Below are 19,259 nucleotides of genomic sequence, written 5' to 3'. Positions count from 1 at the left end.
CATGACGTGTCCGGCGCGTGCTTATATCAGGCTGCGCCGGTTTTCACTGAAACACCGAACCTACCATGTTTGAAAAAATCCTTATCGCCAACCGTGGTGAAATCGCGCTGCGTATCCAGCGCGCCTGCCGCGAGCTGGGCATCAAGACGGTCGTCGTTCACTCCGAGGCGGACAAGGACGCCAAGTACGTGAAACTGGCGGACGAATCCGTCTGCATCGGGCCGGCCCAGTCGGCGCTCAGCTACCTGAACATGCCGGCCATTATCAGCGCCGCCGAAGTGACGGACGCCGAGGCGATCCACCCTGGCTACGGCTTCCTGTCGGAGAACGCCGACTTCGCCGAACGCGTCGAAAAGTCGGGCTTCGTCTTCATCGGCCCGCGCTCGGACTCGATCCGCCTGATGGGCGACAAGGTCTCGGCCAAGCAGGCGATGATCAAGGCCGGCGTGCCTTGCGTGCCGGGTTCGGACGGCGCCCTGCCGGACGATCCGAAGGAAATCATCCAGACCGCGCGCCGCGTCGGCTACCCGGTCATCATCAAGGCCGCCGGTGGCGGTGGCGGCCGCGGCATGCGCGTGGTGCACACCGAAGCCGCGCTGCTGGGCGCCGTGCAGATGACCAAGACCGAAGCCGGCAGCGCCTTCGGCAATCCGGAAGTCTACATGGAGAAGTTCCTGGAAAATCCGCGCCACGTGGAGATCCAGATCCTCGCCGACGAACACAAGAACGCCGTCTGGCTGGGCGAACGCGACTGCTCGATGCAGCGCCGCCACCAGAAGGTGATCGAGGAAGCACCGGCGCCGGGCATCCCGCGTAAACTGATCGAGAAGATCGGCGACCGCTGCGCCGAAGCCTGCCGCAAGATCGGCTACCGCGGCGCCGGCACCTTCGAATTCCTGTACGAGAACGGCGAGTTCTACTTCATCGAGATGAACACCCGCGTGCAGGTCGAACACCCGGTCACCGAAATGATCACCGGGATCGACATCGTGCAGGAACAGATCCGCATCGCCTGCGGCGAGCGCCTGCGCTTCAAGCAGCGCGACATCATGCTGTCGGGCCACGCGATCGAGTGCCGCATCAATGCCGAAGACCCGTTCAAGTTCACCCCGTCGCCGGGCCGCATCACCGGCTGGCACCCGCCGGGCGGTCCCGGCATCCGTGTCGATTCGCACTCGTATGCAGGATATTATGTTCCACCTCATTACGACTCGATGATCGGCAAGGTAATTTCCTACGGTGCGACGCGTGAACAGGCCATCCGCCGCATGCAAATCGCGCTCTCGGAAATGGTGGTTGAAGGTATTCTCACCAATATCCCGCTGCACCGTGAGCTGATGGTCGATGCCCGCTTCATCGAGGGCGGCACCAACATCCACTACCTGGAGCACAAGCTGGCTTCCAAGCCGGATCTGCCGAAGGAAACGGGACTCGGCGCCAAATCGGAAACCAAGGTAGCGGACGTTAAGGCTGATCTATGAGCTGGACGGAAGTCGTCATCGAAGTAGCGCGTGATTACGCGGAGGCCCTGTCGGACGCCCTGATGGAAGCGGGCGCCCTGTCGGTCTCGGTGGAAGACGCGGACGAAGGCACCGAGGCGGAAAAGCCGCTGTTCGGCGAGCCGGGCATGGAACCGACCGAAGCCGCGTGGGACCACTCGCGCGTCGTCGCGCTCACCGAAACGGACGCCGACCAGTTCGCGATCGTGCAGGAAGCCGCCAATGCCATCAAGCTCCCGGTCGTGCCCTCGTTTACCACCCGCGCGGTGGCGGATGCCGACTGGGTGCGCCTGACGCAATCGCAGTTCGAGCCCATCCACATCGGCAAGAACATCTGGGTCGTGCCGAGCTGGCACGAAGCGCCGGACCCGAATGGCCTCATCCTCGAGCTCGATCCGGGCCTGGCGTTCGGCACCGGCAGCCACCCGACCACCCGCCTGTGCATGGAATGGCTGGAAGCGCACCCGGCGCCGGGCAAATCGGTGCTGGACTACGGCTGCGGCTCGGGCATCCTGGCGATGGTCGCTAAAAAGCTCGGCGCGGGCGACGTCGCCGGTGTCGACATCGACCCGCAGGCGATCGAATCGGCGCGCGCCAATGCCGAACGCAATCACTGCGCGATCGACTTTTACGTGCCGGACGACCTGGCCGTGACGCCCAACGAGCGCCACGCGAAAGGTCAGTTCGACATCGTGGTGGCCAACATCCTGTCGAGCCCATTGAAGCTGATGGCGCCGATGCTGTCCGGCCGCGTGGCCCCTGGCGGCTCGCTGGTCCTGTCGGGCGTGCTGGCGCGCCAGGCGGAAGAAGTCACCGCCGCCTACGCACCTTTCATCAAGCTGGGCGTCTGGGCCGAGCAGGACGGCTGGGTTGCCCTTCACGGGACGCTCGGCCAGGACACCGCACCCGCGCCGCGCTCCGCCATTCCCGGCTGACGCATGGCGCTCGCCACCCAATGCCCCCACTGCGGCACCATGTTCCGCGTCGCCGCGGACCAGCTGAAGCTGCGCGGGGGCATCGTACGCTGCGGCGCCTGTACCGAAGTCTTTGACGGCAACGCCGCGCTGGTCGACATGGCCAGCGCCGCGGCTGCCCCTGCCGCCTCCCCTCGTCCTTCTCCACGCAGCCGCCGCGCGACCGATGCCGACACGCCGGCGCCGCAGCCGGCCGCAGCGCCGAGCGAGGAGTCGGCCGACGATCCCATCTACACCCTCGAGTTCGACCGCACCTTCGCGCACCACGGCATCCTGCCGGAAGTCAGCCGCGAGGACGAGCAGGCAGAGCCCGAGACGCCGCCGCCCGCGCCTCCCGCTGCGCCGGTGACCGAGGAAGCAGAACCCGCAGCCGTAGTGCAGCCGGAACTCGAGCCGGTTGCGGAGCCGGCCCCGGAACCTGAACCCGAACCAGAGCCGGCGCCAGTTGCATCCGTCGCCGAACCACAGGTTGACGAGGCGCTGGTCGCCGCCCCGGCGCCGGACCACTATGACGAGCCGGACGAACCGGCCCCCACGCCGGCGCTGCCACGGCCATCCGCGCGCAGCGCCGGCACGGTCCCGCCACTGCTGCTGCGTGAATCGGGCCCGGCCACCGTCACCATGCCGCAGCCGCCCAGCGCGCCACCGGTCGCGCCGCGCACGCCGCGTACCAAGGCGGCGGAAGCGCGCGTGCGCCGCTCCAAGCTCACCCCGACCAAGATCGAGCCGCCCAAGCTGCGCGTGCCGGAACCAGACGAGCCGGAATTCGTGCGGCGCGGGCGCCAGCGCGAACGCTCGGGCAAGGCCATGCGCATTGCCATGATCGCCGGCAGCCTGCTGCTGCTCCTGCTGGCGGCGGCCCAGGCCGTACGCAGCTTCCACAATCCGCTGGCGGCGCGCTACCCGGGCCTGAAACCGGCCCTGGTCTCGCTGTGCGGCGTGCTGGGCTGCCGCGTCGAGCTGCCGGCGCAGATCGAACAGCTGGTGATCGATACCGGCGAACTGACCACGCTCGGCGGCAATGCCTACACCTTCAGCACCCAGCTGCGCAACCAGGGCGACGCCACCCAGGCCTGGCCCAGCATCGAACTGACCCTCTCCGACGTGGAAGACAAGCCGCTGGTGCGGCGCGTGTTCGGCCCGCGCGACTACCTGCCGGCCGGTCCGCTGCTGGCAGCCGGTTTTGCCGGGCACGCCGAACAGTCGATCAAGCTCCACTTCCGCGTCGAGGAACCGGCGCCGTCCGGTTACCATATCGCCGTCTTCTACCCTTGAAAGTCCATCCATGACCAAAACCGCCCTGATCTGCGGATCGATCGCGTTCGACAAGATCATGCAGTACCACGGCCGCTTCGCCGAGACCCTGCTGGCCGACCAGCTGCACCGCGTGAACGTGTCCTTCCTGGTGCCGACCATGCGCCTCGAGTACGGCGGCTGCTCGGTCAACATCGCCTACAACCTCAAGCTGCTGGGCGGCGAACCGCTGATCATGGGCACCATCGGCCAGGATGGCAGCGACTACCTCGAACGCATGAAGAAGCAGGGCCTCGAGACGCGCGGCATCCGCACCATCGGTGACGCCTACACCGCGCAATGCTTCGTCACGGCGGACCAGGACAACAACCAGATCAATGCCTTCCACCCGGGCGCGATGCAGTACTCGCACGAGAACAACGTGGCCGACCAGGGCCCGCTGCGTGTGGCGATCATCTCGCCGGACGGCCGCGACGGCATGATCAAGCACGCCGCCGACTGCGCCGCGCACAAGATCCCCTTCATGTTCGACCCGGGCCAGCAGCTGCCGATGTTCTCGGGCGAAGAGCTGATCCGCTTCATCGACCAGGCCAGCTACCTGGCCTGCAACGACTATGAATTCGAAGTGGTGATGGACCGCACCGGCCTGAGCCTGGCGGACATCGCCGCGCGCCTGGATGCGCTGATCGTCACGCGCGGCGGCGAAGGTTCGGACATCTACGCGGGTGGCGAGCACCACCGCATCCCGGCGATCAAGGTCGACAACATCGCCGACCCGACCGGCTGCGGCGACGCCTACCGCGCCGGCCTGCTGTACGGGATCACCAATGGCTTCGACTGGCCCGCCACCGGCCGCATCGCCAGCCTGCTGGGCGCGATCAAGATCGGCTCGGTCGGCGGCCAGAACCACACGTTCACGCCGGAAGAAGTCGAGCAGAAGTTTGAGGCGGCGTTCGGGTACAAGTTCCGCTAATCGCACGCGCGCAAGCTGCGCACAAGAAAATGGGTCCTCGCGAGGACCCATTTTTTTTGGTGCAGCAGAACAGCGTCGATGCCGTCAGCCGTAGAAGACCTGCCTCAGCACGAACAGCAGAATCTGAATCAGCATCACCGCCACCAGCACCGACAGATCGATCCCGCCGATCGGCGGCACCACGCGCCGGATCGGGCGCAGGATCGGCGTATTCAGCGCGTGCACGAAGGGCGCCAGCGGCGCATGCGGGTTCACCCAGCTGAAGATCGCGTCGATGATCAGGAGCGCCATGAAGCCGTACAGGATCCAGGTCAGGAAGCGGTGCAGCGCGTGCAGCAGCACCATCTCCCCCGGCGCGCCGGCGACCAGCAGCAGCGAGCTGGCAAGCAGCACCACCAGGAAGGCGCCGATCAGGCTCGCCCAGTCATAGCCGCCCATGCCCGGCACCAGGCGCCGCAACGGCAGCACCATCCAGTCGGTCAGGGTGAAGGTGAACTGGCCGATCTGCTGCGGCGGGCGCACGCGGGTCGCCTGCATCCAGAAGCGCAGCAGGAGCAGCGCGCCAAGCAGGCCGGCAGCGGTATCGACGATAAACTGGAGAATGGACAGCACGTAGGCTCCTCAAAAAAAAACCGCCGTGTGAAAGATCACACAGCGGTATTTTGCCTGATCCAGGCAAGACTCGCTATCGAGCCGGAATTACGGGCGGCTGCTGGTCGGGAAAGGCCAGGCTGCTGCCGGCGACAGCGTGGTTTTCGCTGCGGTAGCCGGTGCGGCTGCCTTGCTGTCACCCTTGCTGTCCGATTTCGAATCGGTCTTCGAATCGGCTTTCGAATCCGACTTCGAATCGGCTTTCGAATCCGCCTTGGTGTCGGCCTTGCTATCGGCTTTCACTTCCGGCTTGGCTTCGGCCTTGGTTTCCGGCTTCGATTCGGCCTTCACTTCCGGCTTGGCTTCCGCTTTTGCGGCCGGCTTTGCAGCAGGCTTGGCGGCGGATTTGGTAGCGGTCGATTTGGCAGCAGTCGATTTGGTCGCAGCAGTTTTGGTAGCAGCGGTTTTAGCCGGAGCAGCCGATTTTGCCGGAGCAGCGGCTTTAGCTGGAGCAGCGGCTTTTTTGGCAGCCGGTTTAGCAGCGGCTTTCTTTGCTGCCGGCTTGGCGGCCGATTTGGCCGGTGCGGCGGCTTTCTTTGCAGCAGGTTTAGCGGCGGTTTTGGTCGCGGTCGCTTTCTTTGCTGCCGGCTTTGCAGCCGATTTGGTCGCTGCGGTTTTGGTCGCGGCTGCTTTCTTGGCTGCTGGCTTGGCGGCGGCTTTTGCTACCGGTTTAGCTGCGGCTTTCTTGGCTGCCGGTTTTGCAGCTGCCTTTTTAGCGGCTGGTTTAGCGGCTGCCTTCTTAGCGGCCGGCTTAGCAGCGGCTTTCTTGGCGGCCGGTTTAGCAGCGGCTTTCTTTGCTGCTGGCTTGGCTGCCGATTTCGCTGCCGATTTGGTAGCTGCCTTGGCTGCCGGCTTTGCAGCGGCTTTCTTAGCTGCCGGTTTAGCAGCGGCTTTCTTTGCTGCAGGCTTGGCTGCCGACTTGCTTGCCGACTTGCTTGCAGCTTTTGCTGCCGGCTTAGCGGCTGCTTTCTTTGCTGCTGGTTTAGCAGCGGCTTTCTTTGCTGCCGGTTTAGCGGCTGCTTTCTTCGCTGCCGGCTTTGCTGCCGGTTTAGCAGTTGCTTTCTTTGCAGCAGGCTTAGCCGCCGGTTTCGCTGCAGCTTTCTTCGCTGCCGGCTTTGCTGCTGGCTTAGCAGTTGCTTTCTTTGCAGCAGGTTTAGCTGCCGGTTTCGCTGCAGCTTTCTTTGCTGCCGGCTTTGCCGCCGACTTGGTGGCGGTGGTCTTGGTTGCTGCAGCTTTCTTTGCAGCAGGCTTAGCGGCTGGCTTGGCGGCCGCCTTTGCCGGCGCCTTGGCCGATGCGGCCTTGGCTGCAGGTTTAGCGGCGGCTTTCTTTGCTGCCGGTTTTTCAGCTGCAGCCTTTGCTGCTGGTTTCTTAGCGGTTGCCATTTTGATTCTCCTTCATCTGCGATGAGAAATACGCTCAAGTTTTAAAACCCGCCCACCCAAACTGTGGCGGGCGAATTATTCATCGGACCAAACCGTCAGGCGATTTGGGCCAATGAATCCGGCACCGGCTGAACTGCTGCAACTCCTCACAGTTGCAGCGCTTCAGCCAACGTCGCTAGGTAACCGACTCAACGCGTTTTCACATCGCTACCCTTGCGGGCGCGAAAAGAAAAAGCCGCCTTGCCTGAACTCGGTCAGGCAGTGCGGCTTGTTCTTTTCGCTTCGCTTAAGTGCATACTGATTGAATCAGTGTCCTATTATTCGATCGATTACTGCCCGGATGCACGCGACAATATCACATGTTCACGTTTTGACAAATTCAAACACGTAAATTACACGAAAACTTTGTGAGTGCGCAACCCGAACACCTCAAAACAAATCATGTTTTTCGCACTTAAACATGCGATTGCGCATTCGTCCGTTAACTATCACACGGAACCGCATTTCAACTGATCGACAAACCACCTTCCCGCCGGTCCCGGCGGCTGGTCTTTGAGCCAGATCGCATTCATTGAGAACGCCGTTCCCAACAATGGATGCGCTTTCAATCGCAGTCGCTGCAAGCCGCCATCGGCGAGATCGTCCGCCACCATATGCAGCGGCATGCTGCCCCACCCGAGGCCCGCGCGCAGGAACGCGTGCTTGGCGCCGAGATCCGCCAGCCGCCACACCAGCGGCGACAGCACGCCGAACTCGCGGCCCGCAGTCAGCGACGAACGGTCGGTGAGTACCAGCTGCACATGCTTTGACATCTCGATGCGCGAGACAGTGCCCTTTATTTTTGAAAGCGGGTGTCCCGGCGCCGCAACGGTGGCCGAAGGGATCGCGGTGAGGTATTCGGAGGCGCATCCTTGCGGGATGTCGGGCAGCGATCCGACCACCGCGATGCGGCAGCGGCCATCGAGCAGCGGCTGCACCACCGCGCCCAGCGCTTCCACGTACAAACGCAGCGGCGTGGTCGGGAACTTGCGATGGAAGGCCTGCACCGCATTGGTGAGCGTCGCGATCGGGAACATGACGTCGACCGCGACCGCGAGTTCGGGCTCGAGTCCCTCCGCCAGCGTGCGCGCCCTGGCCTTGAAGGCGTCCATGCTGTCGGCGGCCTCGCGCGCCTGCTCCAGCAGCGAGCATCCGGCCTCGGTGAGCTGCGGATAGCGTCCGCTGCGGTCAAACAGCGCGAAGCCCACCTGCAGCTCCAGGTTAGCCAGCGTGTGGCTGACCACCGACTGCGCACGCCGCAGCTTGCGCCCGGCCGCCGAGAAGCTGCCTTCGTCCGCCGCGGCGATGAAGGTGCGCAGCTGGTCCATGGTGAGCCCGTCGAGCATCCATCTACTCCTTCGATAGGTGATATCGAATTATATAGGCTTCCTCGATTGGTCTCGACTGCCTAAGATGACTCCATCGCAGCGACAAACCACTGCGCCAGACAAACCACACAGTCACTCATAAGGAGCTGCCATGAACACCATCGCTACCCAATCGTCCTCCAGCCAATCCGCCGTGCCGGCCATCGGCCGCGTGCTGCTCGCCGCGATCTTCGTCTTCAGCGGCATCGGCAAGGCACTGGCCCCGGCCGGCACCATCGGCTACATCGAGTCAAACGGACTGCCCTTCGCCACGCTCGGCCTGATCGCCGCGGTGGCGATCGAACTGGGTGGCGGCGTGATGCTGGCGCTGGGCATCAAGACGCGCCTGGTGGCCGCCGTGCTGGCAGCCTTCTCGGTGGTGACCGCACTGGTCTTCCATAATGCGCTGGGCGACCAGAACCAGCTGATCCACTTCATGAAGAACATCGCGATGGCCGGTGGCCTGCTGCAGGTGGTGGCGTTTGGCGCCGGCGCCTACAGCATGGATGCAGCCGCGGCTCGCAAGAGCCTGCCGCAAGCCGCGTAAGCGCAGTACGGATAGTCCGGGCCGGCGGCCCGGACACGCGCATCATTCGACGACGCGCAGCAGATCCATCTTGCACAGCCAGGCCAGCCCGCGCAGCAGCGTCGGGCGGTCGCACGGCCCCAGCGTGTCGATCAGTTCCTCCACCTCCACCGGGCGCGGCCCGATGGCGCCGAACAGGCGGCCGAAATCCTCCAGCGTCGGCAACGAGGCGGCGGCGAAGCGGTTGATCGCCAGTTCGCGGTACTGGTTCACCAGCGCCAGCGAGGAATCCGGCGTCAGCTCCACCAGCGAGGCCGCCGTCAGCGGCCGCGTCGCATAGCTCGCGAACAGCTTGAAGGGATCGGGACGGTCCGGTGCGCGCGCGGGCAACGGCGGCGCCAGTACCGGGTCGGCGCGCCGCCGTTCGGCTAGCTCGTCCCACAGCGCGCGGTAGCGGCCCAGGATCACCTGCCAGTCGAATTCGGTCTGTGCACGGACGCGCGCCTGCTCTCCCAGCCGGCGCCGCAGGCCGGCGTCGCACACCAGGCGGCCATAGGCCTGCGCCAGCAGCGTGCCGTCCACCGCCACCGCCTGGCTGGTGTGGCCGCAGTACATGTCGAAGCTGTCCACCCCGTCGTCGTAGCGCAGCGCCAGGTCGAGCCCAGCGCCCGCGCCCGGCATCACGGTCGGGATGCGGTAGCCGTCGACGCCATCGCGCACCGTGTCGCGGTAGCCGTTCCAGTCCGAGACCACGCAGGGCAGTCCGGCCGCCATCGCCTCGACCGGCGTCAGGCCGAAGGTTTCCTGCACGTTGTCGGATAGCGAGGTGAAGACGTCGGCGGCGGACCAGGCGTCCAGCTGCGATTCAGGCACCCGGCCATCGAGTTCGATCAAGCGCACCGAGGGGGACAGCAGTGACGCTGCTTCGCGAAACGCGGTCTCGATGGCCTCGCCCGCATACCAGCCGGCGATGATCAGGTGCACCTGCCGCCCGCCCTTCTCGGCGCGTTCCAGCGCGCTGAACATCTGTTGCGGGTGCGACTTGGCGTGCAGCGACAGGCGTCCCAGGTAGAGGAAGGCGACATCGTCCGCGCCGATGCCGAGGCGCGCCCGCGCATCGATGCGACGCGCTGGGTCCGGGGCCAGGCCCGCGCTGTGCACGCCGAGCGGAATCAGGGGCAGCTGCGGCAGTTCGAAACGCTGGGCGGCCAGGCGCGTGCGCAGGTAGTCGGCCTGCTCCTCGATCAGCACGCGCAGGCTGTCGCGCACCACGCGCGAGGTGCAGATGATCGCATCCCAGCTGCGCACGGGCGCCACCAGCAGCGCAGTCACCATGCTCATCATCTCGTGCGAAGCGGTGGCGTGGGTGATGCCGCACAGGCTGTAGCGGTGCTCTCCCGCCGCCAGCCGGCGCCAGGCCAGGCGCTCGATGCCTGGAGCGGGATGGTACAGGCAGCCGAAGCGCTCGAGGTGCTGCGGCGCCGATGGCGGCACCCACTCGACCGCGCCGCCATAGCCATGCACGCGCAGCGCCGCCTCGAAGACGTCCGCGTGGGTGCGGTCGGCGGCAAAGCATCCGAGTTCGGCGAACCCATCGTGGCGACCGATCGCCTGCACCAGGCCGACACCGGCCGACTGCCGGCCCATCAGCTTCTGGCCGGCCACGGAAAACGATTCTGGAATGTAGTGCATCGCAAAACGGTCGGGCATGTGCTCTCCTGCGGCCAGCTATTGCGGACGATGGACACCGCTGACCTGTGCTCGCCATGATAGCGGCGGCGCCAGGAGCATGGCGCGAGCAAGACCCTGGGCGGCGACGCGATGGCCCAAGGCCGCTACCAGGCGCTGTTCGCGAATGCCTACCGCCTCGAGCAACTGAGCGAATCGATCGATGGCTTCGCCGGCGCAGGCATTGGCTGGGGACGCGCCACCATGCCGCGGGTGGGCCTGGGGGATGGTTGCAGTTGCTTCGGGCCGGCCTCGAAGAGCGGTTTCGCATGGCAGCTGCGCGCCGGCCTGGGCTACCGTGTCTCCGCCGGGTCCAGCGTGTCGCTGCAATATACCTGGCTCGCCCTGCCGCGCCCGGAAGCAGACGGACTGCCCAGGGTCCGCTACGAGCGCATGCGCTTCGGCGCGCTCACACTGGGCTATAGCTTTCAGTTCTGAGGAGCGTCGGCGCCTAGCCGCCGCAGTCGCCTGCCGCGCAGGCGGGGCCGCCGCCGCAGGACGCGGCCCCGTCGCCATCGCCGCTGTCGCCATCGAAGGCGTTCGGCGCCACGGCCTCGTATTCGTCCCGGCTGACCAGGCAAGCCTGCAGCAGCGCCTGCGGCCTGAGCGCCCGTGGGAACACCACCTCGTCCTCCAGATTGCCGAATTCGTCCAGCGGCGAGCAGGCGACCAGGCCGCCGATCACGCGGTAGCCGACGCCGCGCGGCATACCCAGCTGGGCATCCAGCGTGAACAGCCTTGGCAGATGCGGCCCCGCGGCCGGCTGCGACACGCGGCGGCGCGCCTGCACCAGGCAGGCGGCGAGCGCGGCGTCCATGCCGCCCTCCATGCGCGCCCGCTCGAGGTGCGGGATGGGGCAGCCGAAATGGCGGATGCAGAAGCGCTCGAGGCCGGGCGCGTCCATGCCAGCCCAGGCATGCCAGACCGAGTCGGCCGCGCGCGAGGGCAGCGCGCAGGTCCTTGCGGCCGCCGACACGCAGTCGAAGAACATCATCAAGCCTTCCGCCGCCGGGGCGTAGAAGGATGCGTCACGCGGGATGCCGGGGAAGTCGCGGCGCGCATGCTCGGCCCACCAGGTGAACAGCGCGGCCGGCACCTCGGCCAGCACGTTGGCATAGGTGGACTGGGCGAACTCCCACTCCACGATGCGTGCCAGCGCACGCGGGGTTTCCCGGACATTCATCGCGTTCCCTCGGTCATGGCCATCCGCCAAGCTTAGTGCGCGCTTGCCGCCGGGATGCTGAGCGAGCTCAAGCAATAAAAAACCCGTCTTGCGACGGGCTTCTCTAGGACGCTTCAGCGCTGCGGCGCGATCCGCCACACGGTGCCGCCCGCGTCGTCGACCACCAGCAACGCACCGTCCGCCGCCACCGCCACGCCGGCCGGGCGGCCCCAGACCTCACGGTCGCTCAGCACCATGCCGCTCATGAAGTCCTGGTACTGCCCGGTCGGCACGCCGTTCTTCATGAACACGCGCACCACCTTGTAGCCGGTGCGTACGCCGCGGTTCCAGGAGCCGTGCAACGCCACGAAGATGTCGCCCTCGTACTCTTTCGGGAAGGCGTTCTTCGCACCCTTCGGCGCCTGGTACACGGCCATGCCCAGCGGCGCCGAGTGCGACTGGATCAGCACGTCCGGCACGATCGCCTTGCCCTTGAGGTCCGGGCGCTGGCCCTTCAGGCGCGGGTCTTCGTTGTCGCCGATGTAGTACCACGGCCAGCCGTAGAAGCCGCCCTGCTTCACGCGGGTGAGATAGTCCGGCGGCAAGTTGTCGCCCAAGGCGTCGCGCTCGTTCACGTTGCACATCACGTCGCCGGTGCCTGGATAGACCAGCATGCCGACGCAGTTGCGCAGGCCGGTCGCGTAGGTGCGGCGGTTCTTGCCATCCACGTCGAAGGCCATGACGGTGGCGCGGTCGGTCTCCACGCCCCAGGCGCCGCCGACGCCGTGCTTGGCTTCCCACTGCGCCAGCGGTTCCGGCGGCGTGGCGCCGATCTCGGTGGCGACGTTGGTGGCCGAACCGATCGACAGCAGCATGGTCTTGTCGTCGTTCGAGAAGGCCAGGGTGCGGGTGGTGTGGCCGCCGCTGGTGTCGGACAGCTCCGGCACGACGACTTCCGCCGCGCCGCGCGCCTTCAGGTCGCCGTTGCGGTAAGGGATGCGCACGATCGAATTGATGTTGGCGACATATAAATACTGCGGATTGGCGCCGGACGGCCAGAAGGCCATGCCGTAGGGACGGCTCAAGCCAGTGGCGAAAACCTCGACACCGTCGGCCGACTGGCCGTTCTTTGAACGCGCGATTTTGATCTCACCCTTGGCGGTGGCGGCCAGGAAGATGTCGCCGTTCGGCGCGCGCAGCGGCAGGCGCGGCTTGTCCGCGTCACTGGCGAAGACGCTGACCGCGAAGCCCTGTGGCACGGTCGGCATGCTGCCGTTCGGGCGCGCTTCCACGCGCGGGCCGTTGCCGGCGCTGCTGGTGGCGAAGGGCGGCGGCAGGTCGCTCAGCTTGATGTGGTGGATGCGGCCGGGCTGGTTGTCGTCCCAGGAACCATTACGCTCGGCGGGCGTGGCGGCTTTTGCCGGCGCCGGCGCCGCTGCCGTGACGGGGCCCTGCAGGGTGGCGAGGTAGTCGACCAGCGCGGCGCGGGTCTGCTTGTCCGGCACGCCGACCGGCATCGTGGTGCCCGGCACGTTCTTCGTTGGGTCGGCCAGGAACAGGTCCAGCTCTTCGCGCGTCCAGGTCTTGCCGGCGGCGCCGGCCTTGGTCATGGCCTGCGAGTAGTTATAGCCGGGGACGGAAGCCGCCTTGCGCCCGAGAACGCGGAACAGGCCGGGACCGGCGCGCGAGGACAGGTTCGCATCCACGCTGTGGCAGCTCGCGCAGTTGTTCTGGAAGGTCGTCTGGCCGGCGGTCGGCGCGGCATGGGCAGCAGGCAGCGCGGCCAGGCCGGCAAGCAGCGCGGCATGCAGCGTCAGGGTCTTGGCTTGCAAGGGGTTTCTCCTATTGTTCGTACTGGACAGTTCGACATCATAGGGCATTTGCCGCGGCCTGCCCTATCGTGCTCCGGGCGCGAACGGATCCGGCGGCGCCGGGCTGGTCATCCAGCGCTGCAGGGGGCCATGGGGCTCGTAGCGCAAGGTCCCGAACAGCCGGAACAGCGCCTCGATGCGCGCCTTTGAGGCCGTATTGAAATCCAGCGGCGGCACCAGCGCTCCTGGCGCATTCGTCACCATGCCCCAGGTGCCTTCGCCATGTCCGCCCTTGTTGCTGACATATTTATAGGACCACGCGGTGGCGGCCCAGCCGAGCTTCGCGTAGGTGTCGAAGCTGGCGCGCGCCACCTGGCCGCCCAGTTCCAGGCCCATGCTGGCCCAGGGCTGGATCTCGCCCAGGTAGAAGGGTGTGTCGAGCGCCAGGATGCGGCGGTCCCATTCGCACACCGTGTTCGTGCTGCCGGGGTCGCAGCGCAGCCAGGCGCGGTGCACCTCGCGCCCGACCGTGCTCCAGCCGAAGTGGCCGGGATACGGATGCATCTCGAAAGCGACGTTGCGCATGCCTTTCTCAAGCGGCTTGCCATAGGCCTGGATGTCGTCCTTCACGTGGCCGGGCAGGATGATGACGTGGTTCGGATCCACTTCGCGCACGGCTTTGTACAGGGTCTCGACCACCGCCGCCATGTTGGCGGAGTCGGTGCCCCAGGGCTCGTTCAGCAGACTGTAGCCGGCGACCGAGGGCCGGTCGCGGTAGCGGCCCGCCACCTGCTGCCACAGCCACACGGTGCGTTGCTGGTATTCGGGCACGCTCCAGTACTGGTTGCGGCCGGCGCAGCCGCTGTGGTGTTCCCAACCCTGGCTGCCGGCGGCGCCGTGCAGGTCGAGGATCACGTAGATACCGCGCCGTTCGGCCTCGATGATTGCCCAGTCCAGGTAATGCCAGGCATCGGCGCGCAGGGTGCCGGGCTTCTTCTCGTCTTCGACCACCGTGTGGATGAAGGGGATGCGCACCAGATTGACGCCGAAGGCGGCCAGGCGGTCCCAGTCTTTCGTGGTCATCCAGCTGTCGCGGAACAGCTTCATCAGGCGCTCGCGCTCGGGGTAGCCGAAGCGCCGGTCCAGGGTAGCCTCCAGCTTGCACTGGTCGTCGATGCCGTTGCTGCCCTGCCCCATCATCCAGAATTCATTGATCAGCCAGTTGCCGAGGTTGGCGCCCTTGAGCGTGACCGGCTTGCCGTCGGCGGTGATCCAGCGGGCGCCCTCAGCGCGGACCATCTGGCCAGGTTCGGTGATCTTGGGGGCAGCCTGCGCTGCCATGGCGGGCGTGACCGCCGCCAGCATTGCCGTCACTACTGCACGCGCCAGGCGCGGCCCCATCCACGTACCGGTTTGCATTGCCGTCTCCTGTCATGGGTGGCGACGTTTCGAACAATTTGGAAACGTTACCATTTTATACAGGAAACTATACCATTCCCTCGTCGACCTCGACGAATTTCGTCAGTCCAAAAAAAATGCCCATCACAAGGACGGGCATTGTCGATCATCCGGCAAACGCCGGAGATGCCGTGTTAATCCCAGCTCAGCGCGCCGCCGGTCTGGTACTCGGTCACGCGGGTCTCGAAGAAGTTACGCTCCTTCTTCAGGTCGATCATCTCGCTCATCCACGGGAACGGGTTCTCTTCGTTCGGGAACAGCGGATCCAGGCCGATCTGCACGGCGCGGCGGTTGGCGATGAAGCGCAGGTAGCCCTTGAACATCGGGGCGTTCAGGCCCAGCACGCCGCGCGGCATGGTGTCTTCGGCGTAGCGGTATTCGAGGTCGACGGCCTGCAGGAACAGAGCTTTCAGCTCTTCGCGGAACTCTGGGGTCCACAGCATCGGGTTTTCCATCTTGATCGTGTTGATCAGGTCGATGCCGAAGTTCACGTGCATCGACTCGTCGCGCAGGATGTACTGGTACTGCTCGGCGGCGCCGGTCATCTTGTTCTGGCGGCCCAGCGCCAGGATCTGGGTGAAGCCGACGTAGAAGAACAGGCCTTCCATCAGGCAGGCGAACACGATGATCGACTTCAGCAGCTGCTGGTCGGTTTCCAGGGTGCCGGTCTTGAACTCAGGATCGGTCAGCACGTTGATGAACGGGATCAGGAACTGGTCCTTGTCGTGGATCGACGCGATCTCGTTGTAGGCGTTGAAGATCTCGCGCTCGTCCAGGCCCAGCGACTCCACGATGTACTGGTAGGCGTGGGTGTGGATCGCTTCCTCGAACGCCTGGCGCAGCAGGTACTGGCGGCATTCCGGCGCGGTGATGTGGCGGTAGGTGCCCAGCACGATGTTGTTGGCGGCCAGCGAGTCGGCGGTGACGAAGAAGCCGAGGTTGCGCTTGACCAGGCGGCGCTCGTCTTCCGACAGGCCGTTCGGGCTCTTCCACAGCTCGATGTCGCGCTGCATGTTCACTTCCTGCGGCATCCAGTGGTTCGCGCAGCCGGCCAGGTACTTGTCCCATGCCCACTTGTACTTGAACGGGACCAGCTGGTTCACGTCGGTCTGGCCGTTGATGATGCGCTTGTCGTCGGCGTTGACGCGCTTCGCGACTTCGGCGGCGGCGGGTGCGGCCTCGCCGGCGGCTTGCGGAGCACGTGGGGCTGGTGCGGTGCTTTGTTCGTCGTCCCAAGAGAGCATGGTGGTCTTCCTTCTTTCGTGACTGCGTCCGCACGAGGCGGACGGTCGATTCGGTTGATTCGGTAGTGAACGGTGCAAGCCGGCGTTCCGGCCGGCTTGCACTTCAGGTGGTGATTACTGGCAGGCTTCGCATTCGTCGAAGCCGGCGTCGCCCGGACGCAGGTAGCAGGCGGCGCCGTCCACCACTTCCGGTGCGGCCGCAGCAGGAGCTGCCGCCGGAGCCGCCGCTGCCGGAGCCGCATGGCCGCCCGACAGGCCGCCCGAGACCGGGACTGCGTTCAGCGCGCCGGTGCGAGTGGTCGACTTCTCCATGTGCGTCGCGGCGATGGTGCGCAGGTAGTAGGTGGTCTTCAGGCCGCGCAGCCATGCCAGCTTGTAGGTCTCGTCCAGCTTCTTGCCCGATGCGCCGGCCATGTAGATGTTCAGCGACTGGGCCTGGTCGATCCACTTCTGGCGGCGCGAGGCGGCTTCCACCAGCCACTTCGGCTCGACTTCGAAGGCCGTCGCGTAGATGTCGCGCAGGTCTTGCGGCACGCGGTCGATCTTGCTCAAGGACCCGTCGAAGTACTTCAGGTCGGCGATCATGACTTCGTCCCACAGGTCGCGTGCCTTCAGGTCGCGCACCAGGTAGGAGTTGATCTCGGTGAACTCGCCCGACAGGTTCGACTTCACATACAGGTTCTGGAAGGTCGGCTCGATGCAGGCCGACACGCCGATGATGTTCGAGATGGTCGCGGTCGGGGCGATCGCCACGCAGTTCGAGTTACGCATGCCGAACTGCTTGATGCGCTCGCGCACCACGGTCCAGTCCATCGACTCGCTGGTGTCCTGCTCCAGGTAGCCGCCGCGTTCTTCGGCCAGCAGCTTGATCGAGTCCTGCGGCAGGATACCGCGGTCCCACAGCGAACCTTCGTACGACTCGTAGCGGCCGCGCTCTTCGGCCAGTTCGGTCGAGGCCAGGTAGGCGTAGTAGCAGACGGCTTCCATCGACTTGTCGGCGAATTCCACGGCCTTGTCCGAGGCGAACGGCACGCGCATCATGTGCAGGCAGTCCTGGTGACCCATGATGCCCATGCCGACCGGGCGGTGGCGCATGTTCGAATTGCGCGCCTTGTCCACGGCGTAGTAGTTGATGTCGATGACGTTGTCCAGCATGCGCATCGCGGTGCGGATGGTCTTCTGCAGCTTGGCGTGATCCAGGCCGTCACCCTTCATGTGCTGCGGCATGTTCACCGAGCCCAGGTTGCAGACGGCGATCTCGTCGGCGCTGGTGTTCAGCGTGATCTCGGTGCACAGGTTCGACGAGTGCACGACGCCGATGTGCTGCTGCGGCGAGCGGATGTTGCACGGATCCTTGAAGGTGATCCATGGGTGGCCGGTTTCGAACAGCATCGACAGCATCTTGCGCCACAGGTCGAGCGCTTCGACCTTCTTGTACACGGTCATTTCGCCGCGTGCGGCCTTGGCTTCGTAGGCGACGTACGCTTCTTCGAAGGCCTTGCCGACCTTGTCGTGCAGGTCCGGGGTTTCGCTCGGCGAGAACAGGCTCCAGTAGCCCTTCTCCATCACGCGCTTCATGAACAGGTCCGGAATCCAGTTCGCGGTGTTCATGTCGTGGGTACGGCGGCGGTCGTCGCCGGTGTTCTTGCGCAGGTCGAGGAATTCCTCGATGTCCATGTGCCAGGTTTCCAGGTAGGCGCAGACCGCGCCCTTGCGCTTGCCGCCCTGGTTCACCGCGACGGCGGTGTCGTTCACCACTTTCAGGAACGGGACCACGCCCTGCGACTTGCCGTTGGTGCCCTTGATGCGCGAGCCCAGTGCGCGGACCGGGGTCCAGTCGTTACCCAGGCCGCCGGCGAACTTCGACAGCAGTGCATTCTCTTTGATCGCGTCGTAGATGCCTTCCAGGTCGTCGCCGACGGTGGTCAGGTAGCAGGACGACAGCTGCGAGCGGCGGGTGCCCGAGTTGAACAGGGTCGGGGTCGAGCTCATGAAGTCGAACGACGACAGCAGGTTGTAGAACTCGATGGCGCGCGCTTCACGGTCGGCTTCGCGCAGGGCCAGGCCCATCGCGACACGCATGTAGAAGGCCTGCGGCATTTCGATGCGGGTTTCGCGCACGTGCAGGAAGTAGCGGTCGTACAGGGTCTGCAGGCCGATGTAGCCGAACTGCAGGTCACGGTCGGCCACTAAGGCTTTGGCCAGGCGCTCGAGGTCGTACTTGCCCAGTTCTTCGTCCAGCAGTTCGTTCTGGATGCCCTTGGCGATGTACTGCGGGAAGTAGGTAATGTATTCAGCAGCGGCGCCGGCTTGCGGCACTTCGTGGCCGAAGACTTCCTTGCGGATGGTGTGCAGCAGGATGCGAGCGGTGACCTGGCTGTAGGCCGGGTCGGTTTCCATCAGGGCGCGGGCGGCCAGGATGGCCGACTTGTGCAGTTCTTCGACCGGCACGCCGTCGTACAGGTTCTTCAGGGTCTCGGCGACGATCGCGTCGGCGTCGACGTGCTTCTCCAGGCCCGAGCAGGCGGCATTCACGAGGGCGTGGACGTCATTGACGTCCAGCGGGCGGCGCTCGCCGCCGTCGACCACGTGGATTTGCGGTGCGGCCGCGGCGGTGGCGCCCGAGGCTTCCTTGGCGGCCTTGCGCTCTTCCATGCGCTTGGCGCGGTACAGCACGTATTCGCGCGCGACGTCATGCTCGCCCGAGCGCATCAGCGACAGTTCGACCTGGTCCTGCACGTCTTCGATGTGGAAGGTGCCGCCGTTCGGCTGGCGGCGCACCAGCGCGGCCACCACGTTGTTGGTCAGCTGCTCCACCAGCTCGCGGATGCGGGCCGAGGCAGCGCCCTGGCCACCGGCCACGGCGAGGAAGGCCTTGGTCATCGCGACCGAGATCTTGTGCGGCTCGAACGCGACCACGGCGCCGTTGCGGCGGATGACGCGGTAGTCGCCGCGCGCGGCGATTTCCGCAGGCGTGGTCGTGGCCGGCGCACCCGGGTTGACGTGCGGATTGATCGAAATGTCTTGTGCTGTTTGCATTGAGCCTCCAGTGAGCAGCCTATCTGCCGTCGTTTGTCTTAGCCGAACTCGTCGAGCCGGCCAAATTTTAAGCAAAGCGATACCCCGCCAGCTGGAGCACCACACTGGCAACCAGACACGCAGGGTTAGAAAATCGCTGATGAATCAGGAG

Annotated in this window: 15 protein-coding genes; 6 read left to right on the top strand and 9 right to left on the bottom strand. The window is 65.5% G+C overall.

Annotated elements, in window-relative coordinates; all coding sequences use genetic code 11:
• Positions 1–65: 65 nt before the first annotated feature.
• From accC to GV068_RS18860, 4 genes are read left to right on the top strand one after another with little or no spacing between them, the layout of a single operon-like run.
• Positions 66–1,481 carry an acetyl-CoA carboxylase biotin carboxylase subunit gene (accC, locus tag GV068_RS18875; RefSeq protein WP_159701362.1) on the top strand — a complete coding sequence of 472 codons (1,416 nt, stop codon included), beginning with the start codon at positions 66–68 and terminating at the stop codon, positions 1,479–1,481.
• Positions 1,478–2,434 (top strand): 50S ribosomal protein L11 methyltransferase, encoded by a 957-nt coding sequence (gene prmA / locus GV068_RS18870; protein ID WP_159701359.1) that lies wholly within the window; start codon positions 1,478–1,480, stop codon positions 2,432–2,434. Before accC ends, prmA begins: the two co-directional genes overlap by 4 nt.
• Before the next feature lie 3 nt (positions 2,435–2,437).
• Positions 2,438–3,748 carry a zinc-ribbon and DUF3426 domain-containing protein gene (locus GV068_RS18865; protein WP_159701356.1) on the top strand — a complete coding sequence of 437 codons (1,311 nt, stop codon included), beginning with the start codon at positions 2,438–2,440 and terminating at the stop codon, positions 3,746–3,748.
• 10 nt (positions 3,749–3,758) lie between these two features.
• On the top strand, positions 3,759–4,700 hold the full coding sequence (locus GV068_RS18860; protein WP_159701353.1) for a carbohydrate kinase family protein: 942 nt from the start codon (positions 3,759–3,761) through the stop codon (positions 4,698–4,700).
• A gap of 84 nt (positions 4,701–4,784) precedes the next feature.
• Here the strand turns inward: GV068_RS18860 and GV068_RS18855 are convergent, their stop codons facing one another.
• The 3 genes from GV068_RS18855 to GV068_RS18845 all read right to left on the bottom strand — a co-directional run bounded on the left by GV068_RS18855 (position 4,785) and on the right by GV068_RS18845 (position 8,119).
• Complete coding sequence (locus tag GV068_RS18855; RefSeq protein ID WP_159701350.1) at positions 4,785–5,312, bottom strand: YggT family protein; 528 nt, start codon at positions 5,310–5,312, stop codon at positions 4,785–4,787.
• 87 nt (positions 5,313–5,399) lie between these two features.
• On the bottom strand, positions 5,400–6,734 hold the full coding sequence (locus GV068_RS18850) for a transcriptional regulator (protein ID WP_159701347.1): 1,335 nt from the start codon (positions 6,732–6,734) through the stop codon (positions 5,400–5,402).
• A 488-nt stretch (positions 6,735–7,222) separates the two neighbouring features.
• Positions 7,223–8,119 carry a LysR family transcriptional regulator gene (locus GV068_RS18845; RefSeq protein WP_159701344.1) on the bottom strand — a complete coding sequence of 299 codons (897 nt, stop codon included), beginning with the start codon at positions 8,117–8,119 and terminating at the stop codon, positions 7,223–7,225.
• A 133-nt stretch (positions 8,120–8,252) separates the two neighbouring features.
• Here GV068_RS18845 and GV068_RS18840 point away from each other — a divergent pair, with 133 nt between their 5' ends.
• On the top strand, positions 8,253–8,687 hold the full coding sequence (locus GV068_RS18840) for a DoxX family protein (protein ID WP_159701341.1): 435 nt from the start codon (positions 8,253–8,255) through the stop codon (positions 8,685–8,687).
• A 42-nt stretch (positions 8,688–8,729) separates the two neighbouring features.
• Here the strand turns inward: GV068_RS18840 and GV068_RS18835 are convergent, their stop codons facing one another.
• Positions 8,730–10,376 (bottom strand): glycosyltransferase family 4 protein, encoded by a 1,647-nt coding sequence (locus tag GV068_RS18835; RefSeq protein ID WP_159701337.1) that lies wholly within the window; start codon positions 10,374–10,376, stop codon positions 8,730–8,732.
• A 111-nt stretch (positions 10,377–10,487) separates the two neighbouring features.
• Between GV068_RS18835 and GV068_RS18830 the strand changes: the two genes are divergently transcribed.
• On the top strand, positions 10,488–10,832 hold the full coding sequence (locus GV068_RS18830; RefSeq protein WP_159701334.1) for an outer membrane protein: 345 nt from the start codon (positions 10,488–10,490) through the stop codon (positions 10,830–10,832).
• A 13-nt stretch (positions 10,833–10,845) separates the two neighbouring features.
• Here the strand turns inward: GV068_RS18830 and GV068_RS18825 are convergent, their stop codons facing one another.
• From GV068_RS18825 to GV068_RS18805, 5 genes are all read right to left on the bottom strand, one after another.
• Positions 10,846–11,577: a hypothetical protein gene (locus GV068_RS18825; RefSeq protein WP_159701331.1), complete on the bottom strand. Its 732-nt coding sequence runs from the start codon at positions 11,575–11,577 to the stop codon at positions 10,846–10,848.
• A gap of 113 nt (positions 11,578–11,690) precedes the next feature.
• Complete coding sequence (locus tag GV068_RS18820) at positions 11,691–13,388, bottom strand: PQQ-dependent sugar dehydrogenase (protein WP_159701328.1); 1,698 nt, start codon at positions 13,386–13,388, stop codon at positions 11,691–11,693.
• A gap of 63 nt (positions 13,389–13,451) precedes the next feature.
• Positions 13,452–14,786 (bottom strand): glycoside hydrolase family 5 protein, encoded by a 1,335-nt coding sequence (locus GV068_RS18815; RefSeq protein WP_229464330.1) that lies wholly within the window; start codon positions 14,784–14,786, stop codon positions 13,452–13,454.
• A gap of 173 nt (positions 14,787–14,959) precedes the next feature.
• Complete coding sequence (locus GV068_RS18810) at positions 14,960–16,069, bottom strand: ribonucleotide-diphosphate reductase subunit beta (RefSeq protein ID WP_159701325.1); 1,110 nt, start codon at positions 16,067–16,069, stop codon at positions 14,960–14,962.
• 114 nt (positions 16,070–16,183) lie between these two features.
• Complete coding sequence (locus GV068_RS18805; protein WP_159701322.1) at positions 16,184–19,108, bottom strand: ribonucleoside-diphosphate reductase subunit alpha; 2,925 nt, start codon at positions 19,106–19,108, stop codon at positions 16,184–16,186.
• Between the last annotated feature and the right edge of the window lie 151 nt (positions 19,109–19,259).

Origin of the sequence: Massilia sp. 9I, from assembly GCF_902506415.1 — a bacterium.
Taxonomy (GTDB): domain Bacteria; phylum Pseudomonadota; class Gammaproteobacteria; order Burkholderiales; family Burkholderiaceae_D; genus Telluria.
Note: the sequence above shows the minus strand (reverse complement) of the source record. Positions and strands in the feature narration are given on the sequence as shown.

Bases quoted from the DNA above. Each gene is read 5' to 3' on its own strand.
- GV068_RS18805 (WP_159701322.1), bottom strand. From the start codon at position 19,108: ATGCAAACAGCACAAGACATTTCGATCAATCCGCACGTCAACCCGGGT.
- GV068_RS18815 (WP_229464330.1), bottom strand. From the start codon at position 14,786: ATGCAAACCGGTACGTGGATGGGGCCGCGCCTGGCGCGTGCAGTAGTG.
- GV068_RS18835 (WP_159701337.1), bottom strand. From the start codon at position 10,376: ATGCCCGACCGTTTTGCGATGCACTACATTCCAGAATCGTTTTCCGTG.
- GV068_RS18840 (WP_159701341.1), top strand. From the start codon at position 8,253: ATGAACACCATCGCTACCCAATCGTCCTCCAGCCAATCCGCCGTGCCG.
- GV068_RS18845 (WP_159701344.1), bottom strand. From the start codon at position 8,119: ATGCTCGACGGGCTCACCATGGACCAGCTGCGCACCTTCATCGCCGCG.
- GV068_RS18825 (WP_159701331.1), bottom strand. From the start codon at position 11,577: ATGAATGTCCGGGAAACCCCGCGTGCGCTGGCACGCATCGTGGAGTGG.
- accC (WP_159701362.1), top strand. From the start codon at position 66: ATGTTTGAAAAAATCCTTATCGCCAACCGTGGTGAAATCGCGCTGCGT.
- GV068_RS18860 (WP_159701353.1), top strand. From the start codon at position 3,759: ATGACCAAAACCGCCCTGATCTGCGGATCGATCGCGTTCGACAAGATC.
- GV068_RS18850 (WP_159701347.1), bottom strand. From the start codon at position 6,734: ATGGCAACCGCTAAGAAACCAGCAGCAAAGGCTGCAGCTGAAAAACCG.
- GV068_RS18865 (WP_159701356.1), top strand. From the start codon at position 2,438: ATGGCGCTCGCCACCCAATGCCCCCACTGCGGCACCATGTTCCGCGTC.
- GV068_RS18830 (WP_159701334.1), top strand. From the start codon at position 10,488: ATGGCCCAAGGCCGCTACCAGGCGCTGTTCGCGAATGCCTACCGCCTC.
- prmA (WP_159701359.1), top strand. From the start codon at position 1,478: ATGAGCTGGACGGAAGTCGTCATCGAAGTAGCGCGTGATTACGCGGAG.
- GV068_RS18810 (WP_159701325.1), bottom strand. From the start codon at position 16,069: ATGCTCTCTTGGGACGACGAACAAAGCACCGCACCAGCCCCACGTGCT.